The sequence below is a fragment of the Polaromonas sp. P1_H6 genome (genome assembly GCF_056405195.1).
On the sequence record NZ_JBFUCN010000015.1, the window covers coordinates 1 to 19,085 of the forward strand.

Genomic DNA, 19,085 nt, shown 5'->3' on the forward strand with positions numbered 1-19,085 from the left:
ATCGCGCTTGTCTGAGCGAAGCGAGTTTGCGCGAGACCCCGCCGTAGTCGAGCACCGCAGGTTGCCCGCAGCGAAGCGTAGGGACCCAGACTGCGGGTCGCCTTTTCTTTGGTGACTTTCTTTTGGCGAAGCAAAAGAAAGTTACTTGCAGCCGGGCAACCCCCGGCCAGCAGAACCAAGAGAAGACCACTCCGTCGGAAACCCCTCAAACCAATCCCAAAGACGCGCCTCTCCTATGCCCCTGAGAAAACGCCTCTTCAAACACCGAATACCCAGACAAGTCACCATGCGCAAAATGCAGCCGCCGCCAAGGCAAAGGCAAAGCGTCTTGCAAGGCCCGCAGCGCCGAACTGCTCCGCACCCCCGGTACGGGCGTACTCATAGCATGCCCGTACCGCATAACCTCCATGCGCGTGACCTTGCCAGGCAGGTCGGGATGCGGCACCGAGAGTTCGGTGAGCACACTGTCGCGCCAGTGCGTCCAGGGCCGCTCATACAGGGCCTTGCGACCAGCCGCCCCAATGCCGAAAGCGCGGTAATACGTGAGCACCGTGGCACCGGGCACGGCTTGCAGGCTCTGATGCGTGGCGTCGACGTACCCCAGGCCGGGGTTGTCGCCGTAGACCACGTTGTCCCAGCTGGGCGCGGCGCCGGGCCGGTCGTGCAGGGCTGAATCAATGTGCAGGTTGGCGACCAGCCAGGGTGAATAGCGCAGCTGGCCGGCGGCTTCGCGCAGCGCGGGCGGGGGGCTTTCCACGACGCGGGCGGCGATGAACAAGGGCAGGGCGAGGATGCAGTGCTCGGCCTGCCAGCGTTCCACGGCCTGCGTGGCCGCGTTGAAGGCGTCGACCTCCACGCCGTGCCGGCCCGCGGCGACGCGGATGACCACACGGCCGGTATGCAGGCGCTCGCCCAGCGGCGCGGCCAGTTGCCGCGTGAGCCAGCCGTTGCCTTCGGGCCAGGTCAGCACGCCGGCGTCGCGCTCGGCCGAAGGCGGCTCGCCGGGCGCCTGGAAGCCGTGGCGGCTCGCGAAATAATGGATGCCGGCCCAGGCCGAAACCGTGTCCAGGCCGGCGCCGTAGTCGTCGCGGCAGCAGTAGTCGAGGTACCAGCGCAGCGGCGCGCGCGTGAGCTGCTGCTGGTCCAGCCAGGCTTCAAAAGTCAGGCTGTCCAGCACGCGGTGCGGCGGCGGCGGTGCGCTGCCGGAAAGCGGAATCGAAAAGGGCGCGGCTTCCGCGGCCTGCCGCACCAGCCGCGCAAAGCGCTGGTAGTCGGCCAGCAGCGCGACGTCCATGTCCTGCTGGGGCAGCAGGCCCTCCTGCCACTGGCCGTTGATGAAGAGGCGCTCCTGCGGGCTGTGGCACAGGTGGCGCTCGTCATATTCCCAGCGGCCGGCCACGCGCCGGCGCAGCGACAGCTCTTCGAGAAAATCCTGCACCTCGCGTGCACCGTCGCCGGGTACCGGCAGGTAGTGCGCGCCCAGCGGACAAGGCAGGCCGCCGACCACGCCGCCGCGGCTGTTGCCGCCGGCGCTGTCCTCAAGCTCCAGCATCGCGAAATCATTCATGCCGCGCAGGCGCAGCGCGCGCGCCGCCGCGAGGCCGGCGACACCGCCGCCGGCAATCAGCACACGGGTGCGCCGGGTGACCGAAGGGGAGGGCCAGGCACGCGTTTCGCCGTTAGCGGACGGGCGCAGCGTGTGGCCGCGTTCGTGGTTCACGCCGATAAAGCCGCCGTCGATGTGCCGAGCCTCTTTGCAGCCGGCCAGCGCCAATGGCAACGCGGACGCTGCCAAAAAATCACGGCGCTTCAACGCAGCACCTTGCCCCATTCCTGCTCGTAGCTGTGCACCAGCTCCTGGTTGGAGAGCCGGTTGACGGGCGCCGGCACGCGCGCCATGTCGACCGGGAAATCAAACAGCAGCGGCAGGGTTTGCGGGTCCAGAAAACGCAGGCCGGAGGGCAGGGCGCCGGCTTGTGTCGCGGGGCTGAAAGGCCGTCGGCTGGCGACCACAAAACCCCATTCGCCGAAGCTGGGCACATTGGCATGGTAAGGCGCGGTCTTCAGGCCCACGGCCTCCAGCGTGTTCACCACCGTCCAGTAGCTGCGGCGCGCCACCAGCGGCGAGGTGGTCTGGATCACCGCATAGCCGCTGGCCGAAAGGTGGCTGTCGAGCAGCGCGTAGAACGAGTTGGTATAGAGCTTGCCGATCGAAAAATTGGTGGGGTCGGGGAAGTCGACCACGATGATGTCGAACATGTCCGCGCTCTTGTCCAGCCACTGGAAGGCGTCGGCATTCACCACCTTCACTTTGGGCGACAACAAGGCGTCGCCGTTGAGGCGCTTCAAGGCCGGCTGCTGGCTGAAGAGATCGGTCATGGCCGGGTCCAGCTCGACCAGCGTGATGCTTTCCACACCGAGGTACTTGAGGATCTCGCGCACCGCCATGCCGTCGCCGCCGCCCAGCACGGCGACTTTTTTGGGGGCGCCGTGCGCGCTCATCACCGGGTGCACCAGCGCTTCGTGGTAACGGTATTCGTCGCGCTCGGCGAACTGCAGGTTGCCGTTGAGGAACAGCCGGTGGCCGCCGCGGCCGTTGGTCACCACGATGCGCTGGTAAGGCGTGGTGGCGGTGAAGACCACGCGGTCCTGGTAAAAATGGTCTTCGGCCAGCGTGGTGATCTGGTTCGCGCCCACAAAGCCGGCGCCCAGTGCGCACAACACCGCCAGGCAGGCCATGGCGTGCGCCTTGACGTGCCGCAGCTCATGGCGGAACAGCCACAGCGCCCACAGCGCGACGGCCGCGTTCATGAGGCCAAACAGCATGCCGGTGCGGATCAGGCCCAGCTGCGGCACCAGCACCAGTGGAAACGCCAGCGACACCGCCAGCGCGCCCAGGTAGTCGAAGGTCAGCACCTGCGAGACCAGTTCCTTGAGCGCGACGTTGCGCCGCAGGATGCGCATCACCAGCGGAATCTCCAGCCCCACCAGCGTGCCCACCAGCAGCACCATGGCATACAGCAGAAAGCGGAACGCGCCGGGGACATAAGCATTCGCCAGGAACAGCACGGCCGGCAAGGCCCCACCGACCAGCGCCACCATCAACTCAATGCGCAAAAAATGGGCCGGCAGCTGCCGCTCGAAAAACCGCGACAGCCAGGACCCGATGCCCATGGCGAACAGATAGCTGCCGATGATGGTGGAAAACTGCAGCACCGAATCACCGAGCAGGTAAGAAGCCAGAGCCCCCGCCGCCAGCTCATACACCAGCCCACAGGCCGCCACGACAAAGACGCTGGCCAGCAGCGCGACCTCGAGGGGGCGCGGTGGGGTGGTGGAGGGGGTTTCAGTGTTCAAGGCAGAGCAGATGATTGCAGAGAGTAAGTGAGGCGACGCGCAGCGAGCCGATCAACGGCGGCGCACAGGGCGTAGCGAGCGGGCCGCGGGCAAGGCGGACGGAGCACAGGAACCGGAACGTACTTCAGGTACGTGAGGATTCCGAGCACCGGACCAACGCCGCCCCCGGTCCGCGCAGTAGCCCGGAACGAGCCTAGCCGTGGATGGCGGCGGCTACGATAATGCAAATGCCCAGCGCCATCGCAGCGACGACCAGCGCCAGCGCCACATTCTGCTTCTCGACAATTTCCAGCCACAAGTCATAAGGCGTGATCTTGTCGATGATGACAAAACTCAGCCAGAAGATGATCACGCCGATCAGCGCGAACAAAATCGAGCCGAGGAAAGCGGCGGGTTTAAGCCATTCAAGTCCCATGATGGTCTCCAGAAAAAGTCTGCCAGGTTGAACAGAAGAAACAAAAAGAGGCAGCCTTCATTTGTGGCCGCCCCCGCCGGAAAAACCGCCGAACGAGCCGCCGGAACTGCGCGCGCTGCTGGAGGAGGAGCAATTTTCAATCTTCGGGTCGCAGCTTGAGCAGCGGCCTATCAGAAAGAGGAACAGCAAAATCAGCAGCACCACCACGATGATGGTGCCGCAGCCCATGCCGGCGGCACCACTCAGCGGCTTGGCGTCTTCGCGCTTGAACAAATCCTTCTTGCCGTCGAGCTTGAAGGCCTTGGCGACCAGCTCGCCGTCCAGCTTGCTGCCGCTGGACCAGGTGATTTCATGGGGCGCTTCTTCCTGCGACAGCAAGGCGCTGCCGCTGCGGAAGTCCCGGTTATACGTCTTTTGCCCGCGCTGGACCTGCCAGTAGAACTCGCCGGCGACATAGCTGGTTTCGGCCTGGTAGCTGCTTTGCAGCGGGTAGTTCGTCTTGAGGTAAACGGCGCTGTTTTCGCCGGGCTTGAAGATGGGCGCGCCGGTGATGGGCTTGACCAGGCTCCAGCCGTCCTCGGCATCGACCAGAAACGTAAACCCGCGCTTCTGGTTGTAGAGCAGGTATTCGTCCCAGCCGAAATGCTCGTCCGGGTCGTCGGCCTCGTAGCCCATGCGGTGCTGGAAACCCACGACCTGCCATTGCGCGCCCGACAGCTGGCCTATGCTGCCCAGGGCGATCAATGGGCTGACGGGCTCGTCCTGGATCGCATGTTTGAGCGCGGCGCCCGTGCCCTGCGTGAGGTCGATGATGCTGTTGCAGGAGCGGCAGGTGATGCTTTTGCTGCCGGCCAGCGTGACCTCGACCGGCGCGCCGCAGTTGGGGCAGCTGAACTGCTTGCCTTTTTCGTCCTTGGCGGATTCGTCCTTCAGGCCGCTGAGCTTGAGCTCGTCCAGCAGCACGGCACGGCCCAGCGACAGCGCGGGCGTCCCGCCGCCGGCCACCATGCCGTAGTCGATGCTGAGCACATCGCCGTCGGCACTGCGCAATTCGACCATCGCAAAAGGCGCGCCCAGCGCCGGCAGGCGCGGCAGCTCGCCCTGCGCCGACAGCAGCGACACGCCCTCGTTCGACGCCACGCTGAAGGGCTTGGCGTTGATGGCGGTGGTGGCGCCGACGCGGAAGCTCTGGGCCGGCGGCACCTCGCGCTTCAGGCTGGTGGGCAGGCTGAAAACGTAAGCGCCGTTGTCTTCGCTCAGGAAGGCCGGCTTGCCGTCGTCCAGCACGGCGTACCACTCGGTCCAGGTGCCTTGCGCGTACCGATATTGCAGGCGGCCGACCAGCGTGAAGTTGCGGCCCTGCCAGACCCCCGAGGCCTGCAATTGCAGCGGGCTGAAGTCATTGAACAGCTCGGCCATCTTGCCGATGCGCGACAAGGTGTCGCCATCGCGCACGACCGTGCTCTGGCAATAGCCGCAAACCGCGTGCGTGGACTGCGCGCTGCGAAATTCAACGGGCGCGCCGCAGCCGGGACACGGCGCGCGGTACGCGCGTTGCTGGGGCTCGGATGCCAAGATGGGCGGTCAGTGAACGATGCGCGGCAGAACCGGCATCAGACCAGCTTCTTGAGCAGCTCGGCCTTCTTGGCGTCGAACTCTTCCTGCGTGAGGATGCCCTTGGCCTTGAGTTCGCCGAGCTTCTCGAGCGTGGCCATCACGTCGTCGGGCTTGACGGCGGCGGCAGCCGCCGCGGCGGCCTGCGCAGGATTGCCCTGCAGGCCTTGCTGCAGGTTTTGCGCCAGCACCTGGCCCAGCGCCACGCCGGCGCCCAGGCCCATGGCGTCGCCGGCAATGCCGCCACCACCGCCTGCGCCCTCGGCGAACTTCGGGATCGCCTGCGCCGTCTGGTACTGCATGAACTTGCCCATGTCGTTGCCGACCATGCCCATGCCGATTTTCTGGTCCAGGATTTTTTGCAGCTCTTCGGGCAGCGAGACGTTCTGCACCGTCATGCCCTCGAGCTTCAATCCGATCTTGGCGAACTCGGGTGTGAGTTGCGTGACCAGCGCCTGCGCGAAGGCCAGCTGGTTGGCGGCCAGGTCCAGGAAGGCGATTTCACTGGAGGCGATGGCGTTGGAAATATTCTGCAGCACCAGGCCGCGCAGCTGGCCGTCGAGGTCGGCCGTGCTGTAGCGCTCGCGCGTGCCCGAGATCTCGGTGTGGAAAAGCTTGGGGTCGGCGATGCGGAAGTTGTAGTTGCCGAAGGCGCGCAGGCGGACGGCGCCGAAGTCTTTGTCGCGGATTGTGATGGGCTGGGGCGTGCCCCACTTCTGGTCGATCTGCTGGCGCGTGCTGAAGAAGTAAACGTCGCTCTTGAAGGGCGATTCGAATAGCTTGTCCCAGTTCTTGAGGTAGGTCAGGACCGGGATGGTCTGCGTGGTCAGCTTGTACATGCCGGGGCCGAAGACGTCGGCGACCTTGCCCTCGTTGACGAACACCGCCATCTGCGACTCGCGCACGGTGAGCGAGGCACCGTACTGGATCTCCATGTCGGCCATCGGGAAACGCCAGGCCAAGGTGCCGTCGCCGTCCTCGGTCCACTGGATGATGTCGATGAACTGTTTCTTGATGAAGTCCATTAGTGCCATGGCGCGCTCCCCTTTGCTATGAAGTGAGTTGTCGGCCACATGATACCCGGCGAAAACGACATCAGGCGGTGAATCCCGTCCGCAAGCGCAGACGGGCCAGGTCAACGCCGGATGGCGCCGCTTACTGCCCCGAGCCCGCCTGCGGCACGCCGGCCAGGCAATTCACGGTACCGGCCCCGACGGTGCAGTCGCCCTGCGCCGGATTGGCGGCATTGGGCGTGTCGGGAAAGCCCGCCAGGCGGAAGGGTGGTGCTTCCGTCGTCTCGGCCAGTTCCTGCGTGCTCCGTATGCCGGCCGCGCGGCGGAAGGCCTGTTCACGCCGGTCGTCGGCTTCCAGCACCGGCAGCGCGGTGCCGTTGACGACACGCAAATCCCCGGTCCGCTCGGCCATATTGGCCGGCGCCGGCGTGATGTTGGCCGTGGTCGCGGCCGTGGTGTTGAGCAGCACGTAATTGCCGGCGTCCGCGTCCGACAGCGTGATGCCGGTGATGCTGACGGGTTTGCCGCTGCCGACCGCGGGTGTGTCGAAGTTGCCGGTCGCGGCGCCCACCGTCAGCACGTCCGCGCCTATGCGGCCGGTAAAGGCCGCGGCGCCGGTCGCCAGCGTGGCGGCCGTGGTGCCGTCCTGCACCTTGTCGGCGGCGGTGATGCCGCTGACATTGGCGATGGAGGCCGGCGTGATGGTCGCCGTGGTGGTGGTCGTGGTGTTGACGCTGTAATTACCGGCGTCGGTACCCGTGATGGCGATGCCGCCGACGTTCACCGTCTTGCCGATGCCGGCGTTCTTGTCGGTGAAGGCCGCCGACGTGTTGCTGGCGGCGAGCACGTCGCCGGCAACACGGTTGTCGTTGAGCGTCACCGTTGCGGCCGTGCCGCCGTCGTACACCTTGTTTTGTGCCGCGGCGCCGACCGTGAGGGCGCGCTGCGTGATGTCGGCGGTGGTCGCCGCCGTGGTGTTGACGCTGTAGTTGCCGGCATCTGTGCCGCTGATGCCGATGCCGGCCACGCTCACAGCCTTGCCGGTGCCGACGTTCTTGTCGGCGAAGCTGGCAGCGGTATTGCTGGCGCTGAGCACGTCGCCCGCGACGCGGTTGTCCGTCAGGGTCACGCCGGCGGCGGTGCCGCCGTCGTAGACCTTGTTGTTTCCCGTGGCATTGACCGTGAGGGCGCGCTGCGTGATGTTGGCCGTGGCGGCCGCGGTGGTGTTGACGCTGTAGTTGCCGGCGTCGGTGCCGGTAATGGCGATGCCGCCCACGCTGACGGCCTTGCCGATGCCGACGTTCTTATCGGCGAAGTTCGCGGCCGTGTTGCTGGCGGTAAGCGTATCGCCCGCGACGCGGTTGTCCGCGAGGGTCACGCCAGCGGTGGTGTTGCCGTCGTAGACCTTGTTGCTTCCCGTGGCGCTGACCGTGAGGGCGCGCTGGGTGATATTGGCCGTGGTCGCGGCGGTGGTGTTGACGCTGTAGTTGCCGGCGTCGGTGCCAGTGAGGCCGATGCCGCTGACGCTGACGGCCTTGCCGGTGCCCACGTTCTTGTCGCCAAAGCTGGCAGCGGTATTGCTGGCGCTGAGCACATCACCCGCGACGCGGTTGTCGGACAAAGTGACAGTGGCAACGGTGCCGCCGTCGTAAACCCGGTTCTGGCCGGTGGCGCTGACGGTGAGGGCGCGCTGCGTGATGTCGGCCGTGGTCGCGGCGGTGGTGTTGACGCTGTAATTGCCGGCGTCGGTGCCGGTGAGGGCGATGCCGCTCACGCTGACGGCCTTGCCGGTGCCCACGTTCTTGTCGCCAAAGCTGGCCGCCGTGTTGCTGGCCGTCAGCACATCGCCGGCGACGCGGTTGTCGGCCAGGGTCACGCCGGCCGTCATATTGCCGTCGTAGACCTTGTTGACTCCGGTGGCGCTGACCGTGAGCGCGCGCTGCGTGATGTCGGCCGTGGTCGCGGCGGTGGTGTTGGCGCTGTAGTTGCCGGCGTCGGTGCCGGTGATGCCGATGCCGCTGACGTTCACCGTCTTGCCGGTGCCGACGTTCTTGTCGAGGAAGCTGGCTGCCGTATTGCTCGCGGTCAGCACGTCGCCGCTGAGGCGGTTGTCAGCGAGCGTGACGGTCGCGGTGGTGCCGCCGTCGTACACGCGATTCTGGCCGGTGGCGCTGACCGTCAGCGCGCGCGGCGTGATGGTGAGCGCGCCATTGGTCAGGGCCAGGGTGTAGTTTTCGCTGTTGGCCCCCACGCCCGCGGTGATGGCCACCGGGCCGGCCGCCACGGCGGTCCGGTCGACGGCCGTGGTCGTGTAGTTCACGCCCTGGCCGGCGACGGTGTCGCCGTCAATCAGGCCGCCCACCACGCCGGTGAGCAGCGGGTTAGTGTCGCCGTAGACCTTGCTCTTGTTGTCGGCGGTGACGGTCAAGGTCGGTGCGATGCGGTAGAGGAAAGTGTTCGCGCTGCCGGCCGGCACATAGCTGGCATCGCTGTTGTAGCGCTTGCTGTAACCGGCGACGCCTTCGAGCGTGGCGCCGGGGTCGCCGCTGTACACCAGGTAACGCCCGGATGCGGCCACGATGCCGCCCGCACCCACGTTGTTGATGAGCTGGCCGCCGGTGCTGACGCCGGCGGCATTGGCGCTGCCGGCCTTCAAGACCACGGCATCGCCGGTGGCCGAGGAACTCACGGCGCTGTTCAGCGTGAGGTTGGAGGCCGCACCGGTGGTTTCAATCTTGACCGTGCCGCTCGCCGTCACGCCGGCGGTGGCGCCGACGGTTCCCACGGCCAGCGCGCCGGCCTGTTTGTAGTCCACGCTGCCGGTACTGGCGGCCAGCGTGGTGACGGCGTTGCCCGCGTTGGTAAGCGTATAGGCGCCTGTGCCCGTCAGCGCAAGCCCCGAGGCCGCGATAGCGCCGGACTGGCTGACGGCGCCGCCGGCGGACAAGGTGGCGTTGGCGGTGGTGGCAATCGCCGCCACGTCGAATCCGCCCGCGCTGGCGTACTGGACGGCGCCGGCCGCGTTGGCCGTGTCCGCGGCATTGCGCGACTGCAGGTTGATGGCCGTGCCGGCATTGCCGCTGTTGTTCAGCGTGATGGCGGCACCGGCATTGACCAGCGTTTTGACCTTCAGCGTCCCGGCCGTGATGTTGCCCGTGCCCGCCGTCTGGGTGACCGCGCCCAGCGCCGCCAGGTCCAGCGTGCCGCTGCCCACGTTGGAGGCCGTAGCGCCCACGCCGAGGTTGACGGCGCCCGCGCTGCGCACAAAGGCGTTGGCATTGCCCGTGGTGTTGACGCTGAGGTTGGTGGCTGCGATGTCGATGCCGTTGCTGGCGTCCGTGCCGATCTGGCCGTTGGCGTTGAGCGAAACGTTCTGCGCGGTGATGGTCTGCACGCCCACATCGGTGATGGAGCCGGCATTGAGCGTCAGCGTCTTGCCGGCCAGGGCGACCGGCCCGCCTATCGTCATCACGCCGGTGCTGGCCGTATCGCCGATCACGATGGGACCGGTGGCGCCTGTCGCAAAAGCGGTGATTTCCGCGGCCGTGAGGTCAAAGCCGGCGGCGCCCGCCAGCGACATGGTGCGGCTCGCGGTCTTGGCCTTGAGTGTGAGCACGCCGCTGGTGGCCAGCGCGTTGTTGCCGGTGTTCGCGGCGATGGCGACCGTGTCGGCCGTGATCGTGATGGGCCCGGTTCCGGCGGTCACGTCGAAGTTGTTCTGCGTGTAGCTGCCGGTGCCGGTGTCTATGGAGACCGCGCTGTTGGTGGTGCCGAGGTTGCCCGTCAGCGTCACGCCGTTGTTGCCGTTGTTCAGCGCGAAGCCGCCGGCCGCCGTGATGCTGTTGAGGGCGGCGATGGCGTTGGCCTGGGTGCCGAAATTCAGCGAACCGGCGCCGGTGCCGGCCACCGCCAGCGAGGCGGCCGTGACGGCGCCCGACTGCGTGATGTTGCCGTTGGATTGCAGCGCCAGCGTGCCCGTGGTGTTGACCGCGGCCACATTGAAGCCGGTGGCATCACGGTAGGAAATTGCGCCGGCGGCATTGACCGCATCGGCGGCATCGCGCGCGCGCAGGTCCACGCTGGCGGCTTCGTTGCCGGCGTTGTTCAGCGTGATCGCGGCGCCGGCGTTGACCAGCGTCTTGGCGACCAGCGTGGGCGCGGTGATGGCACCCGTCTGGGTGATGGCGCCGCCGGCCACGACCGTCAGGCTGGTGGCGGCCGTGGAAGCGCCCAGAGCGATGGCGTTGCTGTCGCGCAGCGAAACGTTGTTGCCGCTGGTGACGGCCACGCTGGAGAAATTGTTGCCGGCGTTAGCCAGCGTGATGTCGTTGGTCGCACCGGCAGCCAGCGTGGTCGCGCCGGTCACGGTGAGGGCGCCGGTTTGTGTGATGGCGCCGGCCGTGTTCACCGTCAGCGTGCCGGAGACCGTGGAGGTGCCCAGCGCCAGCGCGTTGGCGTCCGCGAGGCTGACGTTGAGCCCCGAGACCACCGACACCGCGCCGCTGAAATCGTTGCCCGCGTTGTTCAGCGCGATGTTGTTGCCGGCACCCACCGCCAGGGTGGCGGTGGTGGCCTTGATGGCGCTGGTCTGCGTGAGAGCGCTGCCGGCCGTGAGCGTCAGCGCATTGACGTTGAGCGCGCCGTTCAGGCTGATGTCGCCGGTGTCGGCGCCGTTGGTGGTGGCCGTCAGCGAGGTGGCGCCGCTGACGCCGGCCGAGGCGCCGCCTATGGCACCCACGGCGATGTCGTTGGCGGTCACCGTCAGGGCCGACAGGGCCAGGCTGGCGCCCGTGGTGCCGGTAATGGCAACATCGCCCTTGCCCGCCTGCAGCACCAGCGCGCGGCCCGAAGCCAGGCTGTTGACCGCGCCGTCGAACTGGATGTTGGCGCCGACGCCGACGCCGGCATTGCCGCCGCGCGAATCCAGCGTGATGCTGGCCGCATTGAGCAGGGCATCGTCCTTGATGCGGATCGCGCCGCCTGCGCCCGAGACCGCGGCACCGACCTGGTTGCCGCCCAGCGCCGTGAGGCCGCCGGCCAGCGTGATGGTGGGCGTGGCGCCCGCCGCATCGAGGGTGATGCCGCCGGCATTGCCGCCCGCCGCCGCACCCAAAGCGCCGGCATTGCCGCCGCTTGTCGTGATCGCCGCGACCGACACATTGCCGCCCGTCGAAACGACCGATACCGCCGCGCCCTGCCCGCCGGCCTGGCCGATGCCCACGCCGTTGCCGCCGATCGCGCTGAGCGTGCCGGTGCTGCTGATGGCCGCCGTGGAATTCACGTTGATCGCGGCGCCGTTGCCGCCCACGCCGGTACCGCTGCCGTTGCTGCCGTTGGCCGAGATGGCGGCCGTGGTGACACCGGCCCCCGAGACGTCCACAGTGCCGGCATTGCGGCCGTTGGCCGTGCCGATGGCCGCGCCGCCGGTGGTGTTGATGGCGCCCACGGCGACAGTACCGCCGGCGGCCGAGATATTGACATTGCCGCCATGGCCTGAAGTGCCGCCCAGCGTGGTAATGGTGCCTGCCGTGAGGTTGCCTGCGGCATTGCTCACGTTGATGCTGCCGGCCGTGCCGCCCGCGCCTGTGCCCAAGGCATTGCCGGTTTGCGCGGTCAAGGTGCCGGTGCTGATGTTTCCGCTGCCGCTGTTGTTGACCGCGATGCTCCCGGCACTACCGCCGGCGGCATTGGTGCCCACGCCCGCGCCGCCGCTGGCCGCGAGATTGCTAACCGTGATGCCGCTGTCGCCGGTGATAGAAATCGCCGCGCCGTTGCCGCCAGCCTGGTCGCCTGTGAGCGTGCCGTTGGTGCCGCTGGCGGTGATGGTGCTGGCGGTGAGCAGGCCGCCTGCGGCCTGCAGCGTGACGGCGCCTGCATTGCGTCCGCTGGTGCCGGCATTGGCCGTGCCGCCGCTGGAGATGATGGCGCCCATCGTCAGCACGCCGGCCGTGGAGGTGGCGCTGATGGCACCGCCGTCAGCGTTGGCACTGCCGGTGGTGGTCAGCGCGCCTGTGGTCACAGCCGTGCCGTTCAGTGTGATGCTGCCGGCCGTGCCGCCGGCGCCTGTGCCGGTCGCACCGCCGGTCGAGGCCGTGATGCCCCCGGCGGCGGCCAGCGTGCCGCTGCCGGTGATGCTGACCAGGCCAGCATTGCCGCCGGCCTGGTTGGTGCCCAGGCCCGCGCTGCCGCTGGCGGTGACGAGGCCGGTGACGGAGCGGTTCACGCCCGTGATCGTGACATTGCCCGCATTGCGGCCGGCGCCGGTTCCGCCGGACAGCACCGTGCCGCTGGTGTTCAGCGTGCCGGCAACCGTCACCCCGGCCTGTGAGGCCAGCGTGACCGCGCCGCCGTTGCCGCCAGCGGCACCCACCGTGCTGATGGCCCCGGTGCTGAGGTTGGCGCCGGCTGCGTTGTTGGTGAGGCTGATGCTGCCCGCCGCGCCGCCCGCACCTGTGCCCACCGCCGCGCCGGTTTGCGCGGTCAAGGCTCCAGTGTTGATATTGCCGCTGGTACTGTTGGTCACCGTGATGCTGCCGGCATCGCCACCGTCCGCGTTGGTGCCCACACCCGCACCGCCGCTGGCAGTGATGGCCGCCGTGGTAACTGCCCCGGTGGACGTGATGCTGATGGCCGCGCCACTGCCACCCTTCTGGTTCGACGCAGCAGCCGCCGCGCCGCCATTGGCCGTGATGGTGCCGGTGCCCATGTTGAGGCCGCCGCCGCTGATGGTGACCGTGCCGGCGTTACGGCCGGCCAGGCCATTGACGGTGGCGCCGCCGCTGGTGGTGATGTTGTTGTTCAACACGGACACCTGGCCCAGGGCGGACAGGCTGACATTGCCGCCGTTACCCTTGGTGCCGCCCGTCGTGGTGATGGCGGCGGTCGACAGCGTTCCCGCGGCGGCCGTGTTGGTGACGCTGACGCTGCCGGCAGTGCCGCCCGCGCCCGTGCCCAGCGCAATGCCGGTTTGCGCGGTCAGGGTGCCGGTGGCGATGTTGCCGCTGCCGCTGTTGTTGAGGGTGATGCTGCCGGCATTGCCGCCGGCCGCGTTGGTGCCCACGCCCACGCCGCCGCTGGCCGCGAGATTGCTAACCGTGATGCCGCTGTTGCCGGTGATGGAAATCGCCGCGCCGTTGCCGCCGGCCTGGTCGCCTGTGGGCGAGCCGCCGGTGCCGCTGGCGAAGATGTTGCTGGCGGTAAGCAGGCCACCCGTCGCCTGCAAGGTCACCGTGCCCGCGTTGCGGCCGGTCGTGCCTGCATTGGCTGCGCCACCGCTGGCGGCGATGACACCCGCCGTCAGGACGCCGGCCGTTGACGTTGCACTGATGGCACCGCCATCGCCGTTGGCGCCGCCCGTGGTGGTGAGTGCGCCGGTGGTGACGGTGCTGCCGTTCAGCGTGATGCTGCCGGCCGTGCCGCCGGCACCCGTGCCGGTTGCAGCGCCGGTCGAAGCCAGGATGCCCGTAGCCGCATCCAGCGTGCCGTTGCCCGTGATGCTGACCACACCGGCATTGCCGCCGGCCTGGTTGGTGCCCAGGCCCGCGCTGCCACTGGCGCTGACGAGGCCGGTGACGGAACGGTTGACGCCCGTGATCGTGACATTGCCCGCATTGCGGCCGGCACCGGTTCCGCCGGCCAGCACCGTGCCGCTGGTGTTCAGCGTGCCGGCGACCGTCACCCCGGCCTGCGAGGCCAGCGTCACCGCGCCGCCGTTGCCGCCGGCTGCGCCGCTGCTGTCTATGGCGCCGGTACTGAGGTTGGCGCCGGCCGCGCTGTTGCTCACGCTGATGCTGCCGGCCGCGCCGCCCGCACCCGTGCCCACCGCCGCGCCGGTGCGTGCCGTGAGCGCGCCCAGCGCAATCGCGCCGGCCGTCGTGGAGTTGTTCTGCACGCTGATGCTGCCGGCGTCGCCGCCATCGCCGTTGGTCGTGCCACCCGCACCGCCGCTGGCGATGATGGCCGCCGTGGTGACCGCTCCGGTGGACGTGATGCTGACGGCCGCGCCGCTGCCGCCCTTCTGGTTAGAGGTGGCCACCGCCGCGCCGCCGCCGGCCGTGATGCTGCCTGTGCCCATGTTGAGGCCGCCGCCGCTGATGGTGACCGTGCCGGCATTGCGGCCGGCCAGGCCATTGACGGTGGCGCCGCCGCTGGTGGTGATGCTGTTGTTGGCGGTGGCGACCTGGCCCAGCGCCGACAGGCTGACATTGCCGCCGTTGCCCTTGGTGCCGCCCGTCGTGGTGATGGCCGCGGTGGAGAGCGTTCCCGCGGCGGCCGTGTTGGTGACGCTGACGCTGCCGGCCGTGCCGCCCGCGCCTGTGCCCAGCGCGTTGCCGGTTTGCGCGGTCAAGGTGCCGGTGCCGATGTTGCCGCTTGCGCTGTTGTTGAGGGTGATGCTGCCGGCATTGCCGCCGGCCGCGTTGCTGCCCACGCCCGCGCCGCCGTTGGCCGTGAGGTTGGTGACCGTGATGCCGCTGTTGCCGGTGACGGAAATCGCCGCGCCGTTGCCGCCGGCCTGGTCGCCTGTGAGCGTGCCGTTGGTGCCGTTGGCGGTGACGGTGGTGGCTGTGAGCAGACCGCCCGTGGCTTGCAGCGTGACGGCGCCCGCATTGCGCCCGCTGGTGCCGGCATTGGCCGTGCCGCCGCTGGAGATGATCGCGCCCGTCGTCGTCAGCACGCCGGCCGTCGAGGTGGCGCTGATGGCGCCGCCGTCAGCGTTGGCGCCGCCCGTGGTGGTGAGTGCGCCGGTGGTGACGGTGCTGCCGTTCAGCGTGATGCTGCCGGCCGTGCCGCCGGCACCCGTGCCGGTTGCAGCGCCGGTCGAGGCCGCGATGCCCGCAGCCGTGTCCAGCGTGCCGGTGCCGGTGATGCTGATCACACCGGCATTGCCGCCCGCCTGGTTGGCGCCGTTGGCCGCGCTGCCGATGGCGCTGATCAAGCCTGTGACGGAGCGGTTCACGCCCGTGATGGTGACGTTGCCGGCGTTGCTGCCGGCGCGCGTGCCGGCGGCCAGCGCCGCACCGTTGGCGTTCAGCCAGTTGGTCACGGTGACACCGGCCTGCGAGGCCAGGGTCACCGCGCCACCGTTGCCGCCCGCGCCGCCCAAGGCGTTGATGGCGGCGGTGCTGAGGTTGCCGGCAGCCGCGTTGTTGGTGACGGTGATGCTGCCGGCCGTACCCCCGGCACCGGTGCCCACCGCGTTGCCGGTTTGCGCCCCCAGATTTCCGGCGACGATGTCGCCGCTGCCGCTGTTGCTGATCGTGATGCTGCCGGCATTTCCACCCGCCGCGTTGGTGCCCACGCCCGCGCCACCGCTGGCCGCGAGGGTGTTGACCGTGATGCCGCTGTTGCCGGTGATGGAAATCGCCGCGCCGTTGCCGCCGGCCTGGTCGCCTGTGAGCGTGCCGTTGGTGCCGCTGGCGGTGATGGTGCTGGCGGTGAGCAGGCCGCCCGCAGCCTGTAGCGTGACGGAGCCCGCATTGCGCCCCGTGGTGCCGGCATTGGCCGCGCCGCCGCTGGAAATGATGGCGCCCGTCGTTAGCACGCCGGCCGTCGAGGTGGCGCTGATGTTGCCGCCGTCGCCGTCGGCGCCGCCCATGGTGGTCAGCGCGCCGACCGTGACCGCCGTGCCGTTCAGCGTGAGGCTGCCGGCCGTGCCGCCCGCACCTGTGCCGGTGGCCGCGCCCGTTGACGCCGCGATGGCCACGGTGCCCAGCGTGCCGCTGCCGGTGATGCTGACCACACCAGCATTGCCGCCGGCCTGGTTGGTGCCGTTGGCCGTGCTGCCGATGGCGGTAATGACGCCAGTGACGGAGCGGTCTACGCCGGTGATCGTGATGTTGCCGGCGTTGCTGCCGGCGCGTGTGCCGGCGGCCAGCACGGTGCCGCTGGTGTTCAGCAAACCGGCCACGGTGACGCCGGCCTGCGAGGCTAGCGTGACAGCGCCGCCGCTACCGCCCGCGCCGCCCGCGGTGTTGATGGCACCGGTGTTGAGGTTGCCGGCGGCCGCGTTGTTGGTGATGGCGATGCTGCCGGCCGTGCCGGCGGCGCCGGTGCCTGTGGCCGCGCCGGTTTGCGCTGCCAGCACCGCCGTCACGATGTTGCCGCTTCCGCTGTTGGTGACCGTGATGACGCCCGCGTTGCCGCCCGACCCATTGGCGCCCGCGCCGCCCCCGCCGCCGGCGGCGATGGTCGCGCCTGCGATGCCGCCCGCGGCGCTGATGGAAACCGCTCCCGCGTTGCCGCCGTTGCCGGTGGTGTTGGCGCCCGTGCCGCTGGCCGTCACGGCGCCCAGCGCGGTGATGGCGCCGGCCGCCGTGATGTTGATCGCGCCGGCATTGCGGCCCGAGGTGTTGGCCAAGGTCCCTCCGCCGCTGCTGGTGACGATGCCCGCGCTGAGCGCACCGGCGGAGTTGAGCGTGATGGCGCCGCCGTCGCCGTTGGCGCCGCCCGTGGTGGTGATGTTGCCGGTGCCCAGGCTGGCGCCGGCCGCGCTGTTGGTCACTGAAACACTGCCGGCCGTGCCGCCGGCGCCCGTGGTCGTCGCATTGCCGGTGCTCGCCGTCAGGCCGGCTACCGCAATATTGCCGGCGCCGCTGTTGGCCAGGGTAATGCTGCCCGCGTTGCCGCCCACCGCGACGCCTGTGCCGGCAATGCCGCCGCTCGCCGCGAGGGTGCCGGTGGCGGCAATGCCGTTGGTGGAGGTGATGCTGATGTTGCCGCCGGCGCCGCCAGGTTGCGTGGCTCCGGATCCGGGAGTGCCGCTGGCCGTGATGGCGGCGACCGTGACACCCGCGCCCGTAATGCTGACGGCGCCGCCGCTGCGGCCCGGGTTGCCGGCCGTGGCCGCGCCGCCGTTGGCGGTGATGCCGCCGGCCAGGTTGATGATGCCGCTGGCGTTGAGGGTGACGTTGCCGGCGTTGGCATTGCCGGCGCCGGTGGTGATGATGGCGCCGGTCGCGATGCTGGTAATGCTCGCGCCGGAAAGGGCGATACCGCCGGACTGGGATGTCACGGAGGCGCCCAGCGCCAGCGTGCCGAAGCCGGACGCATCCGCGTCGGCCTTCAGGTTGACAGCGCCGCTACCCGAAGTGGCGAGCGCGGCATTGATATTGATGTTGTTGTTGGCCTCGAAGCTGACGCTCTTGTTGGCCCCCGCGACAAAAGCGCTCCCCAGCGTGATGTCGTTGGTGGCCTGCAGCGTGATGTTGCCGGCGACGGCATTGAGGGTGCCAACCGACACGGTTTGCGTAGTGCCCGGCTGGGCGCCGAAGGTACTGACATCGGCATAGGTAGCCGGGCCTGCCGCGCCGACAATGATATTCAGGGGATCCAGCAGCAAGGTGCCCGCAGTGCCGTGCGCCGCGCTCATGTCAACAGCGCCGTCGAACGCCAGCGTATTCTTGCCGGATACCTCGACCATGCCGCCATTGCCGGCTTGTGCGCCGCCCGTGGCCTTGATGCCGCCGAAGAAACCGGTGCTGCCATCCGACCAGACGACGACCTTGCCGCCGTCGCCCGAAGCCACGGCGCTGGCATCAATCAATGCGTCGGATGCGACCAGGGTCAGCGCGGCATTCTGCTCCGGCCCCTTGCCCTGATAGCTGCCGCCCACCAGCACTGTGCCGCCACCGGCTTGTCCGGACGCGTCAATCCGCGCGCCGCTGTCCAGCGCGACCTTGTCGCCCAGCACCTGCACCGTGCCGCCGCTCTGGCCGGCCGCCGCGCCGCTGGCGTCCAGCGTGCCCGAGACATGGACCACGCCCGTGGCGCCGCCGCTCAGCACGATGGTGCCGTTGCGCTCCACCGCCGAGTTGGCGCGTATCACGCCCGACTGGTTGATGACGGTGGCCATCGCGTCGCCCATGGCGCTGGCCAGCACGGCGACCTGGCCGCCTGTGGCCGTGATGCTGCCGCTGTTGTCGATGGCGGCTTGCGCGGCCGCGGCGTCGACCGAGAAACTCACCAGGCCCACACCCGAGGCGTCGACCGACACACGCGAGCCCGCGAGCAGGCCGACGGAGCCGGCTTCGGCGCTGATGGCGCCGGTATTGGTGACTTGCGGCGCGGCCAGCAGCACGTAGCCGCCGCGCGCGGCGGTGATGCTGCCGTGGTTGCTGACGGCGCCAGTGCCGCTGCCGCTGAAGTTGTAGCGGCCGGCCATGAAGTCGCCGTTGCTGATGTCCAGGCTGGAGGCGACCAGGCCGCCGACGTTGACTTGCGCGCCGGGCGCGAACATCACGCCCGAAGGGTTGACCAGGAAGACCTGGCCGTTGGCGCTCAGCGAGCCGAAGATGGACGAAGCGCCGTTGCCGATCACGCGGTTCAGCGCGACGGAGGCGGCGCCGGGCTGCACGAACTGCATGGACTGGCCGGTACCGATGTTGAAGCTTTGCCAGTTGAGCACGGCCTTGTCGCTGGCCTGGTTGACCACCATGGCATTGGCCGAGGGCGTGCTGACGCTGGCCTGGCCGGCCACCACCTGCGCGCCTTCGGGCAGGGCGGTGGCCCAGGGCGAGACGGCCGCCAGCAGCGTCGCGAGCAATTGCGACAGGCGGCGGCCGGTGCGGATGCGGTAGGTGGCCGAGAGCTTGCGCGAGAGGCGGACCACCACGGTGCGCACTGACCAGGGACGGTAAGCGGCGTGGGAATTGGAGGTGGTGGTCATGGTGGGCATTCGGAGGTAACGG

6 protein-coding genes and 1 other RNA gene are annotated in these 19,085 nt (G+C 69.0%); all 7 read right to left on the reverse strand.

All coding sequences use genetic code 11. From position 1 onward, the window contains the following. Positions 1–205: 205 nt before the first annotated feature. The 7 genes from AC1D1F_RS15120 to AC1D1F_RS15150 all read right to left on the reverse strand — a co-directional run bounded on the left by AC1D1F_RS15120 (position 206) and on the right by AC1D1F_RS15150 (position 19,063). Positions 206–1,831, reverse strand: coding sequence for an NAD(P)-binding protein (locus AC1D1F_RS15120; protein ID WP_477678538.1), 1,626 nt, complete (start codon positions 1,829–1,831; stop codon positions 206–208). After that, positions 1,810–3,357 (reverse strand): polyamine aminopropyltransferase, encoded by a 1,548-nt coding sequence (locus AC1D1F_RS15125; protein WP_477696615.1) that lies wholly within the window; start codon positions 3,355–3,357, stop codon positions 1,810–1,812. Before AC1D1F_RS15125 ends, AC1D1F_RS15120 begins: the two co-directional genes overlap by 22 nt. A 59-nt stretch (positions 3,358–3,416) precedes the next feature. Continuing rightward, positions 3,417–3,491: non-coding RNA, sX9 sRNA (locus tag AC1D1F_RS15130), on the reverse strand. Between the two features lie 59 nt (positions 3,492–3,550). After that, positions 3,551–3,772: a DUF350 domain-containing protein gene (locus AC1D1F_RS15135; protein WP_477655915.1), complete on the reverse strand. Its 222-nt coding sequence runs from the start codon at positions 3,770–3,772 to the stop codon at positions 3,551–3,553. Positions 3,773–3,829: 57 nt separating this feature from the next. Next, positions 3,830–5,347 (reverse strand): DUF4178 domain-containing protein, encoded by a 1,518-nt coding sequence (locus AC1D1F_RS15140; protein ID WP_477696616.1) that lies wholly within the window; start codon positions 5,345–5,347, stop codon positions 3,830–3,832. A 38-nt stretch (positions 5,348–5,385) separates the two neighbouring features. Beyond that, the gene (locus tag AC1D1F_RS15145) at positions 5,386–6,420 is read right to left on the reverse strand and encodes an SPFH domain-containing protein (RefSeq protein ID WP_477696617.1); all 1,035 of its coding nucleotides are present in this window, start codon (positions 6,418–6,420) and stop codon (positions 5,386–5,388) included. A 121-nt stretch (positions 6,421–6,541) separates the two neighbouring features. Beyond that, positions 6,542–19,063, reverse strand: a complete 12,522-nt coding sequence (locus AC1D1F_RS15150) for a YDG domain-containing protein (protein WP_477696618.1) — start codon at positions 19,061–19,063, stop codon at positions 6,542–6,544. Positions 19,064–19,085 lie beyond the last annotated feature (22 nt).

Coding starts and splice junctions, on each gene's coding strand:
- AC1D1F_RS15120 (WP_477678538.1), bottom strand. CDS start 1,831: ATGGGGCAAGGTGCTGCGTTGAAGCGCCGTGATTTTTTGGCAGCGTCC.
- AC1D1F_RS15135 (WP_477655915.1), bottom strand. CDS start 3,772: ATGGGACTTGAATGGCTTAAACCCGCCGCTTTCCTCGGCTCGATTTTG.
- AC1D1F_RS15145 (WP_477696617.1), bottom strand. CDS start 6,420: ATGGCACTAATGGACTTCATCAAGAAACAGTTCATCGACATCATCCAG.
- AC1D1F_RS15150 (WP_477696618.1), bottom strand. CDS start 19,063: ATGACCACCACCTCCAATTCCCACGCCGCTTACCGTCCCTGGTCAGTG.